The following is a 16,180-nucleotide window of genomic DNA, read 5'->3' as shown; positions in this document are numbered from 1 at the left end:
CTTCAATGACTTTCTACATTATTTTTTTAGTTTGTTTAAAACTTTAGTTACTAATTTCCTATTAAAAAATATAATTAAAGCTATAATAATAATCTCTAAAATTATAGTTATAATGATGTTACTATTTAAACAAATAAATGAAATAAATAAAAATAGAGTTGACTGGATAATTACTGGACTCCAACGTACTTTTAAAGAACTAAAATTATTCGCTAAAATATATCTTGAAAACATCATTGTTAAAGCACCTAATATTTGAGCCACAATAACCGCCAAAATCCCATATGTATTGATAAATATTACCGATACTGCAACAGTTACGACCGCACCCAATAAAGTTGTTATAAATAAATATTTGGTCTTATCTAAAGCCTGAAATACTGAACCAATATTAGAAGCCATAGAATTAAACACTGCAAAAATTAATAATCCAGGTATGTATAATAATGAATTATAATATTCAGAATCTGATAAGAAAATATCGTAAAATACAACTATTAAAGGAATCAAAAGAATAATCATACTTTGGAATATCTTAAATAAACTATCTATCGTCTTTCCAAAATTATCATCAAGTCCTTTTTTCTTTACAGCTAATATTGCCTCTTCGATAATTGCCATTGTAACAACAGTACCAAGTGTTGTAATAATCAATGCAAACCTATTAGCAAATGAATATACACCATTTTCATCTACTCCTAGATTTAACGTAACAATAAACCTTCCAAACCCTGAAATCAACCATGCTGAAGTCAAATTCAGTACTAATGGAGATGAAAAATAAAGCATTTTCTTTAATATTGTGCCCTCAAAATCAAGAAACTTTATGTTTTTAATAATCTTCAATTTTTTTTCTATAATAATGATTATTGTTAGTTGCCCAATATTATACGATACTAATAATCCAAACAGACCTAAATCTAATAAAACTACTAATACTATTACAAATATAAAATTAACAATTGTAGATAGGATTCCTGATAATACAAACAGCTTATTTTCACCATAGGCTCTTGAATAATATTGCCATACAAATACTAATGAGTGTAGGACTATCATAAATAAAATTAAGTACAGATACTGTATACTAAATTCGAATAATACATCAAAAATTATTGTCCCTAGCGTTATTATAAGAGAAGTGAATAAACTAAATAATATTGCAGTTGTGATAATTTTCCTCTTCACTTGCTCATTATCTTCAGATAATACAAATTTTAATATAGCTTCCCATATAGCTAACAGTATAATAGGAGAAAGGACTCCCATTAATGTTTGTGAAAAATCGAAATACCCTAAATCGTTTGGGGTGATGTAAAATGCATAAATGGGGATTAATAGTACTGACATTATCTTAGAAGATAAATTTCCAATAAAATACAAACCTGATTTTTTCATAAGACTTTTACTTATCATATATTTTAAAACTCCTAATCAGATAGGGAAATTTGATATTATCTTGGATAGATAACAGAATTTAATTTCCCAAAACAACGATTTATTATGTTGAAAACTATACTAATTACTTTTGCTTTAACTGTTTACTATCCATTTTATTTAATACAAAATGTTTTTTTTCTTCTGAATTTAATCCCTTGGTATCAACCAAGTGTTTTTCATTTATTTTAATATACTCTTCTAAATCTTTAATTTTTTTTGCCGGTACACCTCCAATAATCGAGTTTCCTGTAAAACTTTTTGTTACGACACTTCCCGCTGCAATTACAGTATTATCTCCTATTTCCACACCTGGCAAAATTATTGAATTAAAACCTATAAACACGTTGTTACCAATAGTTATTTTCCCAAGTATATTTGTTTTTTCATATTTTTTGTCCAATCCTCTTAAAACCCATGCAGCTCCATCATGTGTTACAAATCTAACACCTGCGGTAATAGTCACATGATTTCCTATTTCAACAAGATAAGGCTCTGTAGAAAAATTTGTTGAGTAAAATCTACAATCTTTACCTACCTTTACCCCTTTTTTTCTTGCAATATCAATATTAAAAGAGCTAGCATACTTTTCACCACTATAGAAAAGCTTTGCAACTTTATAATAAATTTTATTTAATAAGCTTTTCAAAATTATCCCTCCATGTCATTTTACAGAAATTGAGAAAATACGTTGTCATACTGTTCTGTAATTATCTTAGCATCAAACTCTGCAGACCTTATCTTCCCTAATTTTGAAAATTTATTTTTTTCATTTTCATTCATCAAGATTTTTTCTAAATTATCTGCTAATACATTACTATCTTTTACTGGAACTAATAATCCATATTTATTATCACCTATAATTTCAGAGGGGCCAGATTTACAATTAGTAGATATTACAGGGGTTCCTGTAGCCATTGATTCAACTAATACATGTCCAAACCCTTCCCATTTTGAAGACAGAACAAATACATCGGCTATTCTCATGTACTTGTAAGGATTTTTTTTAAAACCAATAAAATCTACTTTTTCTTCCACCTCAAGTTTTCGACACAAATTTAATAGCTTATCCTCTAGTTCTCCTTTACCCATTATTATTAGGCGTGCATTGACTTTTTGAGAAACTATGTGAAAAGCTTTTATTAATGTTGGATAATCTTTTTGCTCAACCAGTCTACCTGCTGCAATTATTAATTGCTCCCCCTCCTCTTTGCTTAAGTCAGTAACTACTTCCTTACTAAGTTTTAAAATTTTCTTGTTTTCAACCGGATTATAAATTACAGTAATCTTATTTTTTCTTACGTTAAAATTTTCTATTAAGTCAGTTTTTACTCCCTTTGATAAGGCAATTATTTTATCTGCAACCAAATTATAAAAAATATAAGTAGATACTTTATTTAAAACAGTAACTTTACCAGACTGTGTTCTATTATTTGCTTCCCTAACAATTATTGGTATACGCTTAAATGATAATATTTTTGCCATTAGTAGCATTATATTATTCGAATTAATAGTACTAAATAACAAATCTGGTTTTTCTTTAATAATTTGTTTTCTTAAGGCAAACAAACAATATCTTAACTTTTTACAATTAAGTATTTTTACATTTATATTTTCTGATAATAACTCTTCATAATCATTATTTTCTTGTGTGCCTAACACAAGAATAATCTCATATTTACGGGCATCTAGGTTATTCATTATATTAATAACAGTTCTTTCTGCTCCTCCCCCCGATAGAGAGTATAAAAAAAAGAAGATTTTTTTTTTCATAATAATACCATCCATTATCTTTATTTTAATTTACACACTTAAAAACTATCTTTTTCTTGAATATGCTTAGATAAGAATGTTTTTTCTAATCTAATTGCTCCACCCAAAATCAATGCTGCCAACATACTAACTTTCATTAACATAATTTCTGTGAAAGAAGTAATTATAAAAAACAATATAATTAAAAGAGGGAATATACTCAAATAATTATTACTCTTCATAAAATGTTTCAAACTAATTATTAGGATATATACCCAAATAATCAAGAACAATACAATTGCTAAAACTCCAAACTGTCCCAGTATACTAATAAATGAATTATGTGCTCCTAATCCAAATTTGTCTGAAAAGTAATCAGGACCATGGCCAAAAACTGCAGCTTCATCAATGGTTTTTGATATTATACCTCCTCTTTCATCTAAAACATCACCTGAATTCGCTTTTCTAACAAATTTTTCTATTATTCTTTCATCAAAAACTGAATAATAATCAGATCTATAAAATACAAAAATTAATATCGAAGCAACTATAATTCCGACTAAAAATCTCCCCATAGCTTTAATAGAAATATTGTTAAGTATTCCTTTTTTATAAGCATACAAGATCGTGGAAATGAATGTAATGATTATAATTGCAAGTGTACTTGTTCTACTCCCTGAAAATATAGTTAACAGAAATGTAAACGACAAACCTATTAATAAGAATATTTGAACAACATATTTTTTTTTCCCAAGTGTACTAAAATACCACGCAAGAATAGACACAAATAAAGTAGCAACTACTCCGCCAAACGAATTCGAATTATAAAAAACTCCCATATAAACTCTAGTTAAATTACTAAATGGACTCTCTTCTGCGAATGAGAACACCAATAATGGAATTTGACTCACAAAAACACTTATCAAAGTAAACCTATAAGTTTCTTCTTTCATCAAGTTCGGTACAATCACACATAATGTTATAAATACCAATAAATATCTTCCGAAAGATAAAAACATTTGCAAATTACTATTTACTAATGCAGACATTACTGTCATTAATAAATAAAACATAAATATAATTGTTAAGATTATTGGGATTTTAAGCTTTAGTTTATTTGAAACTATATATATATATAGTAATCCTAAACATGATAGCGCCAAAACTATGTCAGTATAAGCTGACCAATCATCTATCATCTGTATACTGCCTGATAGGAATATTCCTGATAAAAAGATAATACAAAATAAATTTTTGATCTTTCTCATAAAACACCACTTTTTCTAAAATAAGATGATATTTTGTTACTTTATTATTACAGTTTTATTTGCGTTTTTAATCAAAAACACCTTTTATATAATTATTAAAATTATTAATTATAGACTTCTAATTTGATGAATTTTTCCCAAAAATTGCTCCGTTTATCATCTAACAATAATTTAATATATTTTTTTGATTCATTGAAATTTTCTATTGCTATATCTTTAGATTTTTCTTTATTCAAGATAAGATTGAGAATATTCCTTGACATTGTTTGATAATCCCCTGGTTTATGTAGACAACTCTTATTAATTAATTCTGGTATACCTCCAGCAGTAGAACCTACAACTGGACACCCTCTGCTCATAGCTTCTATTACAGCCCTAGGTAAACCTTCTTGAAAACTAGGTTGAACATAAATATCCATTTCATCTAGCCAATTGAAAACAGGGAACCCTCCAGGAAGTACACCATGAAAATGCAAATTTTTCTCTATACCATATTTTTCTGCTAATTCAATCCACTTTTGTTTATCTCCATCACCTAAAATATGGAACTCGAATTCTATACCCTTCTGTTTTAAAATATTAAAGGATTTAATAGCTACATCCCAACCTTTAATTCGATTGTTAAGATTTCCTATCATTCCTATTTTTATAGTGTTATTATCCCTTATAACTCTACCTATCCTTTTCTCTAATACACTTTGTTCCACATCATATATTTCAACATTCGAAACATTAGTAGATTTCCCACGTGTTGGATATCTCTTTTGTAAGAATTCGTTGGTAACATATAAAACGTAAGGAGCTTCCAAAACATTTTTTTTCATTTTAGCTAGTGCTACTGGAGCATACATTTTCGCTTTTATATTTCCATAATTCCATAACGCATCCCATACACAAGCAACAACTTCCACTGCATACGGCTTCCCTAGTTCCTGTGCCACTTGTATAGCCAGATTTCCCGTCTCACTAGGTAATCTTGCTATTAGTGCATCCGATTCCCCAATCACTTTTCTAAGCTTTTTTTTTGCATGTGAGCGATTAGCAAATTGTGAAATTGGACCACTTAACGATGGAATAGGAACCAAAGATGTTTCCGGTAAATCAAATCTATTAAACTTATTTTCTGAACTTACTTTATTTCGATCTAGCCTTGCTGTCACAATTATGTCATCAAAATGCTTTAAATACCTTTTCCAAACATCATTATTAAAGCTTCCTGCTGTATAATAATTACCTTCTTGGTCCTGTTTAAATATATGATCATGTGCAAATACTAATTTCATTTTATTCTCTCCAAACAACAAATAATTATTGATAGATTTTTTGATATAAGTGCCTATGTTTTTCTATATTATTATTTAATGAATATTGTTCTTTTACTCTCTTTATATTTGCTTCTTTTTCATTACTCATTTTTTTACTATCATTGTTATACGAAATCACTTTTTCTACAAATTCATCTGCACTCTCACAAACATTATCCATATTCCCTACAACTTCCACTGATCCACCTGAATCAGTAGTTAAAACAATTGTCCTTCTACTCATTGCTTCTACTAACGTTCTACCAAATGATTCTGTATTATATCTGGATGTTAATATAAACACATCAATATCATAATAAAACTTATTCATTTCATCTATATCAATATTTATTTGCCCATTAAATCTATCCCCTAGTAAATGTTTTAATTTATCAAACATCAAACGCGTTTCTTTACTAGATTTTTCATCTAAACATCCAACAGCCATTCTCACACGAAATTTACCTTTCAATTTCTCATCTAATTTCTCACATATTCCTACTGCAAGTGGCCAATTTTTCCACTCTGTATAACGTCCCGCAAAACCAATAACGATATCTTCTGTTTGATCTTTATTTATTACCGTATTATATTCCTCAAATAGTTTACCTGCTGTATTTTCTATTACTTGAAATTTCATATTTAGCTCTTTTTTTTCGATTGCTTCCTTCCAATACTTTGAATTAAATTGTGTAGTAAGCACCAACACATCTAATTCTTTCATAAAAAACAAGAATACTTTTTTAAAGAAATTGCCATATTTTGTATATAACCCTCTCTCAGTATGAATTAATGTTGTTTTTTTAGGTATTAGTTTACTTTTTCTTAATAATGCTACTATAAAAAAGCTAACCTGAGCTTGTGTGTGTATAATTTCAGGAGTTTCATGATTAATTATTTTCCTAATCTTATTTATGTATCCTAAAAAAACAAATGGATTTACTATCAAATGTTTAATGCGAGTTTTTTCAGTAAGATAATAATATTTCACTCCAGTTATTGGATTAGAGATTTTACCTGGCTGTATAACACCCACTTTATAAGTATCATGGATGCCTTGAATAATTATCTTCGTGGATTCTTGTTCACCACCAACCGTCTCAAGTCCATTATCACCCATTATTAAAATATTTACATTTTCTTCTTCAACTTTCTCTGTTGCTTCAATAGAATTTTTCATACTTCTTACTCTATAATTTGTATGATAATCACTAATACCTTCATCATATACTAAATTACCAAATACTTTACTAACAACATTCACTTTATTTACTAAAAATTTTATCACAGGATTCAATAATTTCGTTAACCTAATTTTCTTTCCGTGAGTCTGAGCGATAATTTCGACCATTTTACTTGTTCTCACATACTCATCGTTTTGCGGGAAGAATAAACCACTTTCTTCATTTTTTATCATAAGTCTAATAAATTCTGATAGGTTATCTATATGAAGCATACTTCTTTCATTACTTATATCAGGAAATAAAGGAGTTTTTTGAGCGATTTTTGATAGCTTAGGATAATTCCCCTTTGCTCCCTTTCCATATATCATTGGAGGGCGAATACGTACAACGTGAAATTCATCACTATTAAGCTCATCTATAGCTTTTTCCGCTTCTAATTTACTTTTGCCATAAAAATTACTCGGTGTAGGAAGGGAGTTTTCATTAATAACTTTTGAGCCCTTAGTAGCATCTCCATAAACAATAATACTACTTAAAAATATAAATTGCTTAACTCCAGATTCTTTTGATTTTTTAGCAATTTCAACAGTTAAATTTCTATTGACATTATAGTATAACTCTTCCATCTTCGGATCTGTAGAAACATGCGCAATTCCTGCGACATGCAACACTACGTCATAAACGGAAAGATCTATCTCCTTCCACCCATCTGTTCGTACACTTATTTTGTCTATCTGTATATCTTCAGGATAACGTTCCTTAATCCAGCTCTCAAAGGAGTTACCAACGTAACTATTTTTTCCTGTTATTAATACTCTTTTCATTTACCAGATGACTCCTTATCTTGATAATCTTTTGATCCTGTTCCACCTTCAACAACCCCATCTCTTTTCAATACGCTCACAAAAGTGCCTACAAAACATTTAATGTCAAAAGTAATACTCATACGTTCTATGTATTCACCATCTAACCTTGCTTTTACATCAATCGGCAATTCATCACGCCCATTAATTTGTGCCCACCCAGTTAATCCAGGTAATACATCATTCGCTCCATATTTATCACGTTCCTCAATTAGATCATATTGATTCCATAACGCTGGACGTGGTCCAATAATAGCCATTTGACCTATTAAAATATTAATAATTTGTGGGATTTCATCTAAACTGGTCTTTCTAAGAAACTTACCAACTTTTGTAATATACGCGTCAGGATCACCTAACAAATGAGTAGGTGTGTCTTTTGGTGTATCAATGCGCATTGTCCGAAATTTTAATATATGAAAATGAGTTTTATTAATGCCTACTCGTTTCTGTTTAAATAAAACAGGTCCTCTTGAATCAATTTTGATTGCAATGATTAAAATTAGAAGAACTGGTGATAACACAATCAAGCCAATCAGGGCCATCAGAAAATCTATTATCCGCTTTACTACTTTATAAAACACCTTTCATCACCTCTTTTTCATAATACATAACATAAATAGAAACACTATTTAAAATAAATTAACCAGTAAAATTAACTGCAACAATAAACGAAGATAACTGTTATATAATGCAGTACTTTTCTAAAACAAATAAACAAAAAGTTATAATTCCTTTACTATTGCACTTACCTTTAACGATTAATATGCTAGTGCCATAATAAGTTCCTTTACATTATAGCACTAGCATGTTTTCTATGATCTAACAACCTCACTCTTCTTCTGTGAATCATAATAAACAATATTCATTAATTGCTCTTTTAACCCTTCTTTCGTTTGGTTAGGGAAGCTTTCTATTAAATCTACAACCTGCTCAAACTCTACATCAACTGTTTTACCAACGTAAATTTTCTCATAAACAGCACCAGGGTGTACTTCATCTTCACCTAATAATTCCTCGTACATTTTCTCGCCTGGTCGAATACCACTAAACTGAATTGGAATTTCAGCTTCTGTATAACCTGATAGTTTAATAAGATTTTTAGCTAGATCAACTATTTTAACTGGTTCTCCCATATCTAAGACAAATATCTCTCCACCTTGACAAAGCGTACCTGCTTGGATAACCAATCTAGATGCCTCTGGAATAGTCATGAAATAACGAGTCATATCTGGATGTGTTACCGTTACAGGACCACCCTGCTCAATTTGCTTCTTAAACAATGGAATTACACTACCACGACTCCCTAGTACATTACCAAAGCGCACTGCGACAAACTTTGTCTTGCTTTTCTTCGCTAAATTTTGCACAACCATTTCGGCAACTCGTTTTGTAGCTCCCATCACATTAGTAGGATTCACGGCCTTATCTGTAGAAACTAAAACAAATGTATGAATGCCATATGTATCAGCCGCTTCTGCTACATTTCGTGTTCCGATAATATTGTTCTTCACTGCTTCGTGAGGATTATATTCCATTAACGGTACATGCTTATGTGCTGCTGCATGGTAAATAATTCTTGGGTTATGTTGTTGAACAATTTCAAAAATACGTTCGCGATCTTGTACATCTGCAATAACAGGTACGATTTCAATATCTTTTTGCTGATATTTTTGGCGTAACTCCATATCAATGGAATAAATACTAAATTCACCATGTCCTACTAACAATATTTTTGATGGTGTAAATCGCATTAACTGTCTACATATCTCAGAACCTATTGAACCACCAGCACCAGTAACCATTACCGTATTGCCAGTTACATATTCGGAAATGGAGTTAATATCTAATTCAACCGGATCTCTCCCTAATACATCCTCAACATCTACATTTTTTAATGAACTAACAGATATTTTACCTGAAACAATATCTTCAATTTTCGGTACCATTTGCACTTTCACATTTGTACTATTACAAATGGCGACCATCTCTGTTAAAGCACCATTTGTCAGTGATGGTATCGCAATAACAATATGATCAATTTCTAAGTCTTTTACTAAGCTTGGTATTTCTTTTGTGCTTCCTGCAACTGGCAGATCATATAGTTGCATTTTATGTTTCGCCATATCATCATCAGCAAATGCAACTGGTAGGAGCTCTGTATTTTGTTGTTCATTTTTTAATTGTCTCGCAATCATTGCACCTGCAGCTCCCGCTCCGACAATTAGCGTACGTTGTCTATCCTCCTTATCCCTCATATAGCGGTCACGATAAATTCTCCATACAAATCGCGAACCACCAATTAAAATAATATGTAATAACCATGTAACAATAAGTGCTCTCTTATAAATAGAAAAATCATTCACTAAAAACTGCACGACTCCTGTAGCTATAATTGTAAAGGTTATTGCTTTTACAATGGCAATTAATTCCCCAACACTTGCATAAGCCCATACCTTATGATACAGCTTATAACCAAATGCAAAGACATGATGAAATAGCAACAAGGCAATTGAAGTAATTACCATTGTTGCTATTGAAATGTTTTGTGTGCCGGGATACACAATCCATGATGCGATAAAGATTGCCGTACTTACAATTAGGGAGTCTAACAACACTAATAACAAAATTCGTTTTTTATAACCCATGTGGGCTCTTCCCTTCTCTTGTAAATATTTATTGTGTAACCTTATTTTCTGCTAATTGGTTGATAATTTGTTGTACCTCTTCACCAATCTCTTCATTCTCTAATGCGAACTCAATCGTTGTTCTAATAAATCCTAATTTCTCCCCGACATCATATCTCTTACCAGAGAAGTCATAGGCAAATACACTTTGTGATTCATTTAAACGCTGAATCGCATCTGTTAACTGAATTTCGCCACCAGCACCTGTTTCTTGCTGTTCTAAGTATTTAAAGATAGTAGGCGATAATACGTAACGTCCCATAATAGCTAAGTTGGATGGTGCAGTACCTTGTTTAGGTTTTTCTACAAATTTATTCACGGAATAGTTTTGGCCGTGTTGATCTTTCGGGTCTACAATGCCGTAACGGTGTGTCTCATTATCTGGCACTTGTTGGACACCGATAACAGACCCACCAGTATTTTCATACTGATCAATCAATTGTTTTAAGCATGGTGTATCTGCTTGTACAATATCATCACCTAATAATACTGCAAATGGTTCATCACCAATGAATTTACGCGCACACCAAACAGCGTGTCCTAAACCTAATGGTTCTTTTTGACGAATATAATGAATATCTACATTTGATGATTGTTTTGTCTTTTCTAATAAATCAAACTTACCTTTTTTATATAAATTATCTTCTAATTCAAAGTTATGGTCGAAGTGATCTTCAATAGCACGCTTACCTTTACCTGTCACAATAATAATATCTTCAATACCAGATTCAATGGCTTCTTCGATAATATATTGAATTGTTGGCTTATCTACAATTGGTAACATTTCCTTTGGCATTGCCTTTGTAGCAGGCAAAAATCTTGTACCAAGTCCTGCTGCAGGAATTATCGCTTTTCTGACTTTTTTCATAATAATTAACCATCCTTCAATTTTATATTTTTCCAATTGACATATAAAAAATCTATACTATACAAGGCTTTAGAAGATACCTAGAACCTTCTTTTTCTTTATCTTTTCCGGAACATCTCCTACTACAATTTCCCCATTCACTAAATATTGCGCATTCTCCATAAACCAATATACCATTGACGTTCCATATTCATTTTTCACAATCGAGAGTGCATCCTGCATCACAAAACCTCTAGTCGTAGTATTATGTGCATCAGACGCAATAAAATGTGTTAAGTTCGCTTCAATCATTTGTGAACTAAACTTCTTAATTTTTTTACCGAATTTCCCAGCGATACTCGCTGCGGTTACTTGTGTTAATGTGCCATTACTAACTAAATCATATAATATATCAGGGTTTTCCATTAATTCTTTGTTTCGTTCTGGGTGGACAATTACTGGCTTCACTCCTTTTAATTGTAAGTCAAACAGTAATTGTTTTGTATAGCGCGGAACATGGTTAGAAGGAAGCTCCACGAATAAATATCCACTTGTTTCATTTAAAGGTAATAACTGCCCTTTTTCCAAATCTTCGAGCATTTCCCCATATATTCGTGTTTCTTGTCCTGGTAGAATAGTAAGAGGAATCTCTTCTTCTTGCAATCTATCATTTAAACATTCAACAGCAACTAATATATCTTCTTTGTAGTTATCATAGCTACCATTCATATGGTGAGGTGTAGCAATAATCGTCGTAATCCCCTGTGAAACAGCACTTTTCGCCATCTGTACAGAATCTTCCATATGCTTTGCACCATCATCGACATTCGGTAGAATATGACAATGAATATCGATCATTCGATCCATCGTCCTTTCTTTATTCAAAATACGCTCATAACAAAAGTCAACTTACAGTATAACAGTAAACCTACATCAAGGAAACAGGTTTATTTTGTCGCATTTTGTCGTATAGGATACTTTTTTGTATGATTAGTCATTATTTTCTTTCATTTTTTTACATAAAGCGAGACTTCAATCAGTGGGAATTCTTGACTCCCACTGATTGTTAGCGAAACTTATCAGGGCGTTAGCGTCCGTTTATCCCCCACTTAGCTTCCTCGTTTCACTCGAGCCTTGAAGTGGGGGTTTTACGGACTCATGCACCGTGATAAACATTAGAAGATACCTAATATTTTAGTCTTTTTCACTCTCATTGGTTCTTCCCCTCTTACAGCCTTGCGATTAATGAACAAATTCATATTATCTTGCAACGTTTGCCATTTATTTAATTTACGGACTACCTTCCATCCATCCGTTAAATGATAAGATTTAGCTTCTCGTGAATCGGAACCAATGAAATGAACTAAGTTATGCTTAACAAAATCTTTTGCTAACCTTTGAACTTTTTTTCCTTCCTTACCACTCAAACTTGCAGCACTTATTTGGACTAACCCGCCATTTTTCACCAAGCTATACAACAAATCGTTATCTTGCTGAATATTCAGATTTTTTTCTGGATGAACGAAAATCGGCTGATATCCCTTTAACTGTAAATCATAACAAAGCTGTCTTGTATACTCAGGCGTATGTTCTTGGGCAAGCTCAACAAAAAGATACACCGGATCATCGCTAAAAGTAAGTATACTATTTGACGTTAGATCCTTCTCTATTTCGCCATAGAGACGGATTGTTTGTGCAGGAATCAACTCCACATTCACGCCTTGATCGCTCAACTCTTGATTTAATCTACTAACGAGTGTTGTAATGGTTTCTTGTTTTCCTTCTACATTTCTTGGTGTAGCAATAATCTTTCGTACGCCTAGCTGTTCCGCTTCTTTCGCTATGGCGATTGCTGAACTAATATTTGCCACACTTTCTTGATTAATCGGAAGAATGTATGGATTAATATCTAACATAAGACCACCCTTTCTCGTTATCAAATGGTATTCAATTGTTCTTTTTAAAGAATACCATAACCATCACTATTTGCAAAGTTATCATTAAAATATTCGTATTTCTTTAACAATATTAAAGGGTAATTAAACAAAAAAACTTTCGATATGATATCGAAAGTTTTTTTGTTTAGTTACCGTAATAATAATAGTGTCCCTTTTGTTGTTCACGGTCATTCAGAACAACACCTAATAACTTAGCATTGCCTACTTCAAGTAGCTCTTTTGCTTTTGTTGCTGCATCATTCTCTGTTTGCTTACTACGAACTACCATTACCGCTCCATCACAAAGGTTGGCAAGAATCTGCGCATCTGTTACCGCTAATACTGGTGGTGTATCAAACATAACCAAGTCATATTCTAAACTTGCATTGGCAATCAGCGTCTCCATCGCTCTAGAGCCTAACAACTCTGAAGGATTGGGAGGAATTGGACCACATGGAAGTAAATCAAGACCTGCTACATCGCTGGTCGTAATAGCGTCACTCAATTCTGACTCAGCTACCAATACACTACTTAAGCCACGACGGTTATCGATTCGGAATGTATAATGTAATGTCGGCTTTCTCATATCCGCATCGATTAGTAATACCTTCTTCCCTTGTTGTGCAAATACAATCGCCAGATTTGCTGTCGTTGATGACTTCCCTTCTGATGGACCAGATGATGTAACTAACATTGATTGCAACTTTCCATCAACAGAAGAAAATTGAAGATTTGTCCGAATCGTTTTATATTGCTCTGCAATCGGAGAACGTGGATTCATCTTCGTAATTAAGTGTCGCATGCTTTTTTGATTAGACTGTTTTTTTCCTTTGGCCACTTACATTACCCCTTTCTCTCACTTGATTGATAGAAACTTGCTTTCCCATAGATAGCATTTCTTTCTCATCTATATGTGATACTACGCCTAAAATCGGGAGCTCCAATTTACTTTCGACATCTTGCTCTGTCTTAATCGTGTTATCCAAATATTCAAGTAAGAAAGCTAAACCGACTCCAAGCATTGCCCCAAGAACAAGCGCGATCGCGATGTTTAGTACTGGCTTCGGGTTGACTGGTTTAGGATTTGCTGATAATTCAGCTTCTGATAAGATATTTACATTGTTCACATTCATTATTTCTGGTAAATTCTCTTGAAATACTCCTACTGTTGTATTGGCAATCTCTACCGCGACAGCTGGATCATAATCTACTGCCGATAATGTCACAACCTGTGAACTATCTGAGTTAGATAATGAAATTTTATCACTTAGTTCACTAGGCGATATTGTTAAATTCATATCTTCTATTACTTGCTCTAAGATACGATTACTGGTAATAACATCATTGTATGTATTGATAATTTCTACATTAGAACGAATTTGATTTATATCGACGTTATTAGTTTCGCTCGTCTCTTGATTAACGATAAATTGTGTACTAGATTCATAAGTTGGTGTTAAAATAAAAAAACTGATGATAGCACTGATAGCTGCAGCGCCAACTATTAATAGTATAATTAGCAATATACGTTTCTTCAGGACTTCAAAAATCTCTTTCAGGGAAATCGTTTCTTCCATTTTTTTACCTCCGGTTTTCATTCTTTCGGCTGAACTTTATCAACAACTGTCTAAAGGAACACACCATATTCGAGATTATAACACAATTTATTTCAGTTTGGCATAATAATCTACTGTTTTTTTTGTATTTTTTCCAAAAATATAGCTAAAAAGAGGCATGATAATGATTCTAAAGGATTAGTTAAATAGATTTAATTTGTTTAAAAATTACTTTTATACAATTAATAACAGACATTTTCTCAAAATGATCGTTTTGCACCGCATAACAAAAAGCCTGCATGGTCGTTCCCACCCAAAAAAGTTAGGTTTTCTACTCTGACTTTCTGGAATCGGCGTCCATTCACAGGCTTTTTCTTTAATTACGATACATAAAACCAACGATTTTTTAATGCTGTAAGCACCACATTGGTACGGTCTGGCACATTAAGTTTTCGTAAAATAGAACTAATATGATTTTTCACTGTCTTATCTGTAATATATAACTGTTCACCTATTCGATAATTACTATACCCTTTTGTTAAAAGCTCCATTACTTCCCATTCACGATTGGTAAATACACCGACTGGTCTGCAGTCTTTACGATTATGAAGATTTCGATAGTCTCCTAATAAGATAGCTGACAACTCTTCATGTATGTAGTGTTGTCCTAACATGACTTTTTTTACGGCACGAAGTAAATCTTCTTTTTCCATTCCATTATAGAAATAACCATGTAAATCCAGCTTAAATAGATCGATTAAATCTGGATGGGAGATGTTTTCTGTCCAAACAACAATCTTCTTATTATTTTCCCTATATTGGTGGATTAAATTCATATAGTTACTATTCGTGTCAATATCAATGATGAGTAGATCAATAATGTAGTCCTTGAGTTGTTCAACATCATTTGGCTCAACCGCAATCACATCATGTGCATTAAACTCGTTGGATAGTACTCCTTCCAAGCCTTCTCGGTAGATAGAAGCTTCTTTTACTATCGCTATACGCATTGATATTTCCTCCCATTTCTTTTTTTTTGCAAATAAAAAGACTATTTCTCATACAGAAACAGCCTAAAAAACATACTTATACAAATTTTTAATGTTTTTAGGTAACCAGGCGATCATAGGTTATTCTCGTCAATAACCGTTAGACCCTAGGCTTTGCGTCCTGCTCTTTCAAACAGTTTGCCTTTATCTAATTATGTAATTACATTATTTATCATACATTTTCCCTACTATACTTTCAACTACTAGAATGATATTCTAACAGATTTGATACATTAGTCTCAATTTAAGGTGATATATGTCATTTTTAAGACCTTTGTATTTGTTACGTAGGATTT

The 16,180-nt window shown here is 32.0% G+C and carries 14 protein-coding genes and 1 riboswitch; all 14 genes read right to left on the bottom strand.

Annotated elements, in window-relative coordinates; all coding sequences use genetic code 11:
- Positions 1-18: 18 nt before the first annotated feature.
- Entirely contained in the window at positions 19-1,416 is a 1,398-nt protein-coding gene (locus SH601_RS14145) for a lipopolysaccharide biosynthesis protein (protein ID WP_319958992.1), read from the bottom strand.
- A 106-nt stretch (positions 1,417-1,522) separates the two neighbouring features.
- Positions 1,523-2,086, bottom strand: coding sequence for an acyltransferase (locus SH601_RS14140; RefSeq protein WP_319958991.1), 564 nt, complete (start codon positions 2,084-2,086; stop codon positions 1,523-1,525).
- A 20-nt stretch (positions 2,087-2,106) separates the two neighbouring features.
- Positions 2,107-3,210, bottom strand: a complete 1,104-nt coding sequence (locus SH601_RS14135; protein WP_319958990.1) for a glycosyltransferase — start codon at positions 3,208-3,210, stop codon at positions 2,107-2,109.
- A gap of 38 nt (positions 3,211-3,248) precedes the next feature.
- Entirely contained in the window at positions 3,249-4,457 is a 1,209-nt protein-coding gene (locus SH601_RS14130) for an O-antigen ligase family protein (RefSeq protein WP_319958989.1), read from the bottom strand.
- Positions 4,458-4,561: 104 nt separating this feature from the next.
- Complete coding sequence (locus SH601_RS14125; protein WP_319958988.1) at positions 4,562-5,740, bottom strand: glycosyltransferase; 1,179 nt, start codon at positions 5,738-5,740, stop codon at positions 4,562-4,564.
- 25 nt (positions 5,741-5,765) lie between these two features.
- Positions 5,766-7,769, bottom strand: coding sequence for a glycosyltransferase (locus SH601_RS14120; protein ID WP_319958987.1), 2,004 nt, complete (start codon positions 7,767-7,769; stop codon positions 5,766-5,768).
- A complete protein-coding gene (locus SH601_RS14115) occupies positions 7,766-8,392 on the bottom strand; it encodes a sugar transferase (protein WP_319958986.1) in 627 nt (208 codons plus the stop codon). Before SH601_RS14115 ends, SH601_RS14120 begins: the two co-directional genes overlap by 4 nt.
- A 231-nt stretch (positions 8,393-8,623) precedes the next feature.
- Positions 8,624-10,456, bottom strand: a complete 1,833-nt coding sequence (locus SH601_RS14110; protein ID WP_319958985.1) for a polysaccharide biosynthesis protein — start codon at positions 10,454-10,456, stop codon at positions 8,624-8,626.
- Positions 10,457-10,484: 28 nt separating this feature from the next.
- A complete protein-coding gene (gene galU / locus SH601_RS14105) occupies positions 10,485-11,363 on the bottom strand; it encodes a UTP--glucose-1-phosphate uridylyltransferase GalU (protein ID WP_319958984.1) in 879 nt (292 codons plus the stop codon).
- Between the two features lie 69 nt (positions 11,364-11,432).
- Entirely contained in the window at positions 11,433-12,200 is a 768-nt protein-coding gene (locus SH601_RS14100) for a tyrosine-protein phosphatase (RefSeq protein WP_319959094.1), read from the bottom strand.
- A 317-nt stretch (positions 12,201-12,517) separates the two neighbouring features.
- The gene (locus SH601_RS14095; protein WP_319958983.1) at positions 12,518-13,258 is read right to left on the bottom strand and encodes a tyrosine-protein phosphatase; all 741 of its coding nucleotides are present in this window, start codon (positions 13,256-13,258) and stop codon (positions 12,518-12,520) included.
- A gap of 166 nt (positions 13,259-13,424) precedes the next feature.
- The gene (locus SH601_RS14090) at positions 13,425-14,117 is read right to left on the bottom strand and encodes a CpsD/CapB family tyrosine-protein kinase (RefSeq protein WP_319958982.1); all 693 of its coding nucleotides are present in this window, start codon (positions 14,115-14,117) and stop codon (positions 13,425-13,427) included.
- Positions 14,092-14,856 carry a YveK family protein gene (locus tag SH601_RS14085; RefSeq protein ID WP_319958981.1) on the bottom strand — a complete coding sequence of 255 codons (765 nt, stop codon included), beginning with the start codon at positions 14,854-14,856 and terminating at the stop codon, positions 14,092-14,094. Before SH601_RS14085 ends, SH601_RS14090 begins: the two co-directional genes overlap by 26 nt.
- A 359-nt stretch (positions 14,857-15,215) precedes the next feature.
- Positions 15,216-15,845 carry a response regulator transcription factor gene (locus tag SH601_RS14080; protein ID WP_319958980.1) on the bottom strand — a complete coding sequence of 210 codons (630 nt, stop codon included), beginning with the start codon at positions 15,843-15,845 and terminating at the stop codon, positions 15,216-15,218.
- Positions 15,846-15,942: 97 nt separating this feature from the next.
- Positions 15,943-16,037: riboswitch (cyclic di-GMP riboswitch) on the bottom strand.
- Positions 16,038-16,180: the final 143 nt, after the last annotated feature.

Origin of the sequence: Gracilibacillus pellucidus (genome assembly GCF_033949965.1) — a bacterium.
GTDB lineage: Bacteria > Bacillota > Bacilli > Bacillales > Amphibacillaceae > Gracilibacillus > Gracilibacillus pellucidus.
This window is presented reverse-complemented; position numbering and strand designations above follow the sequence as displayed.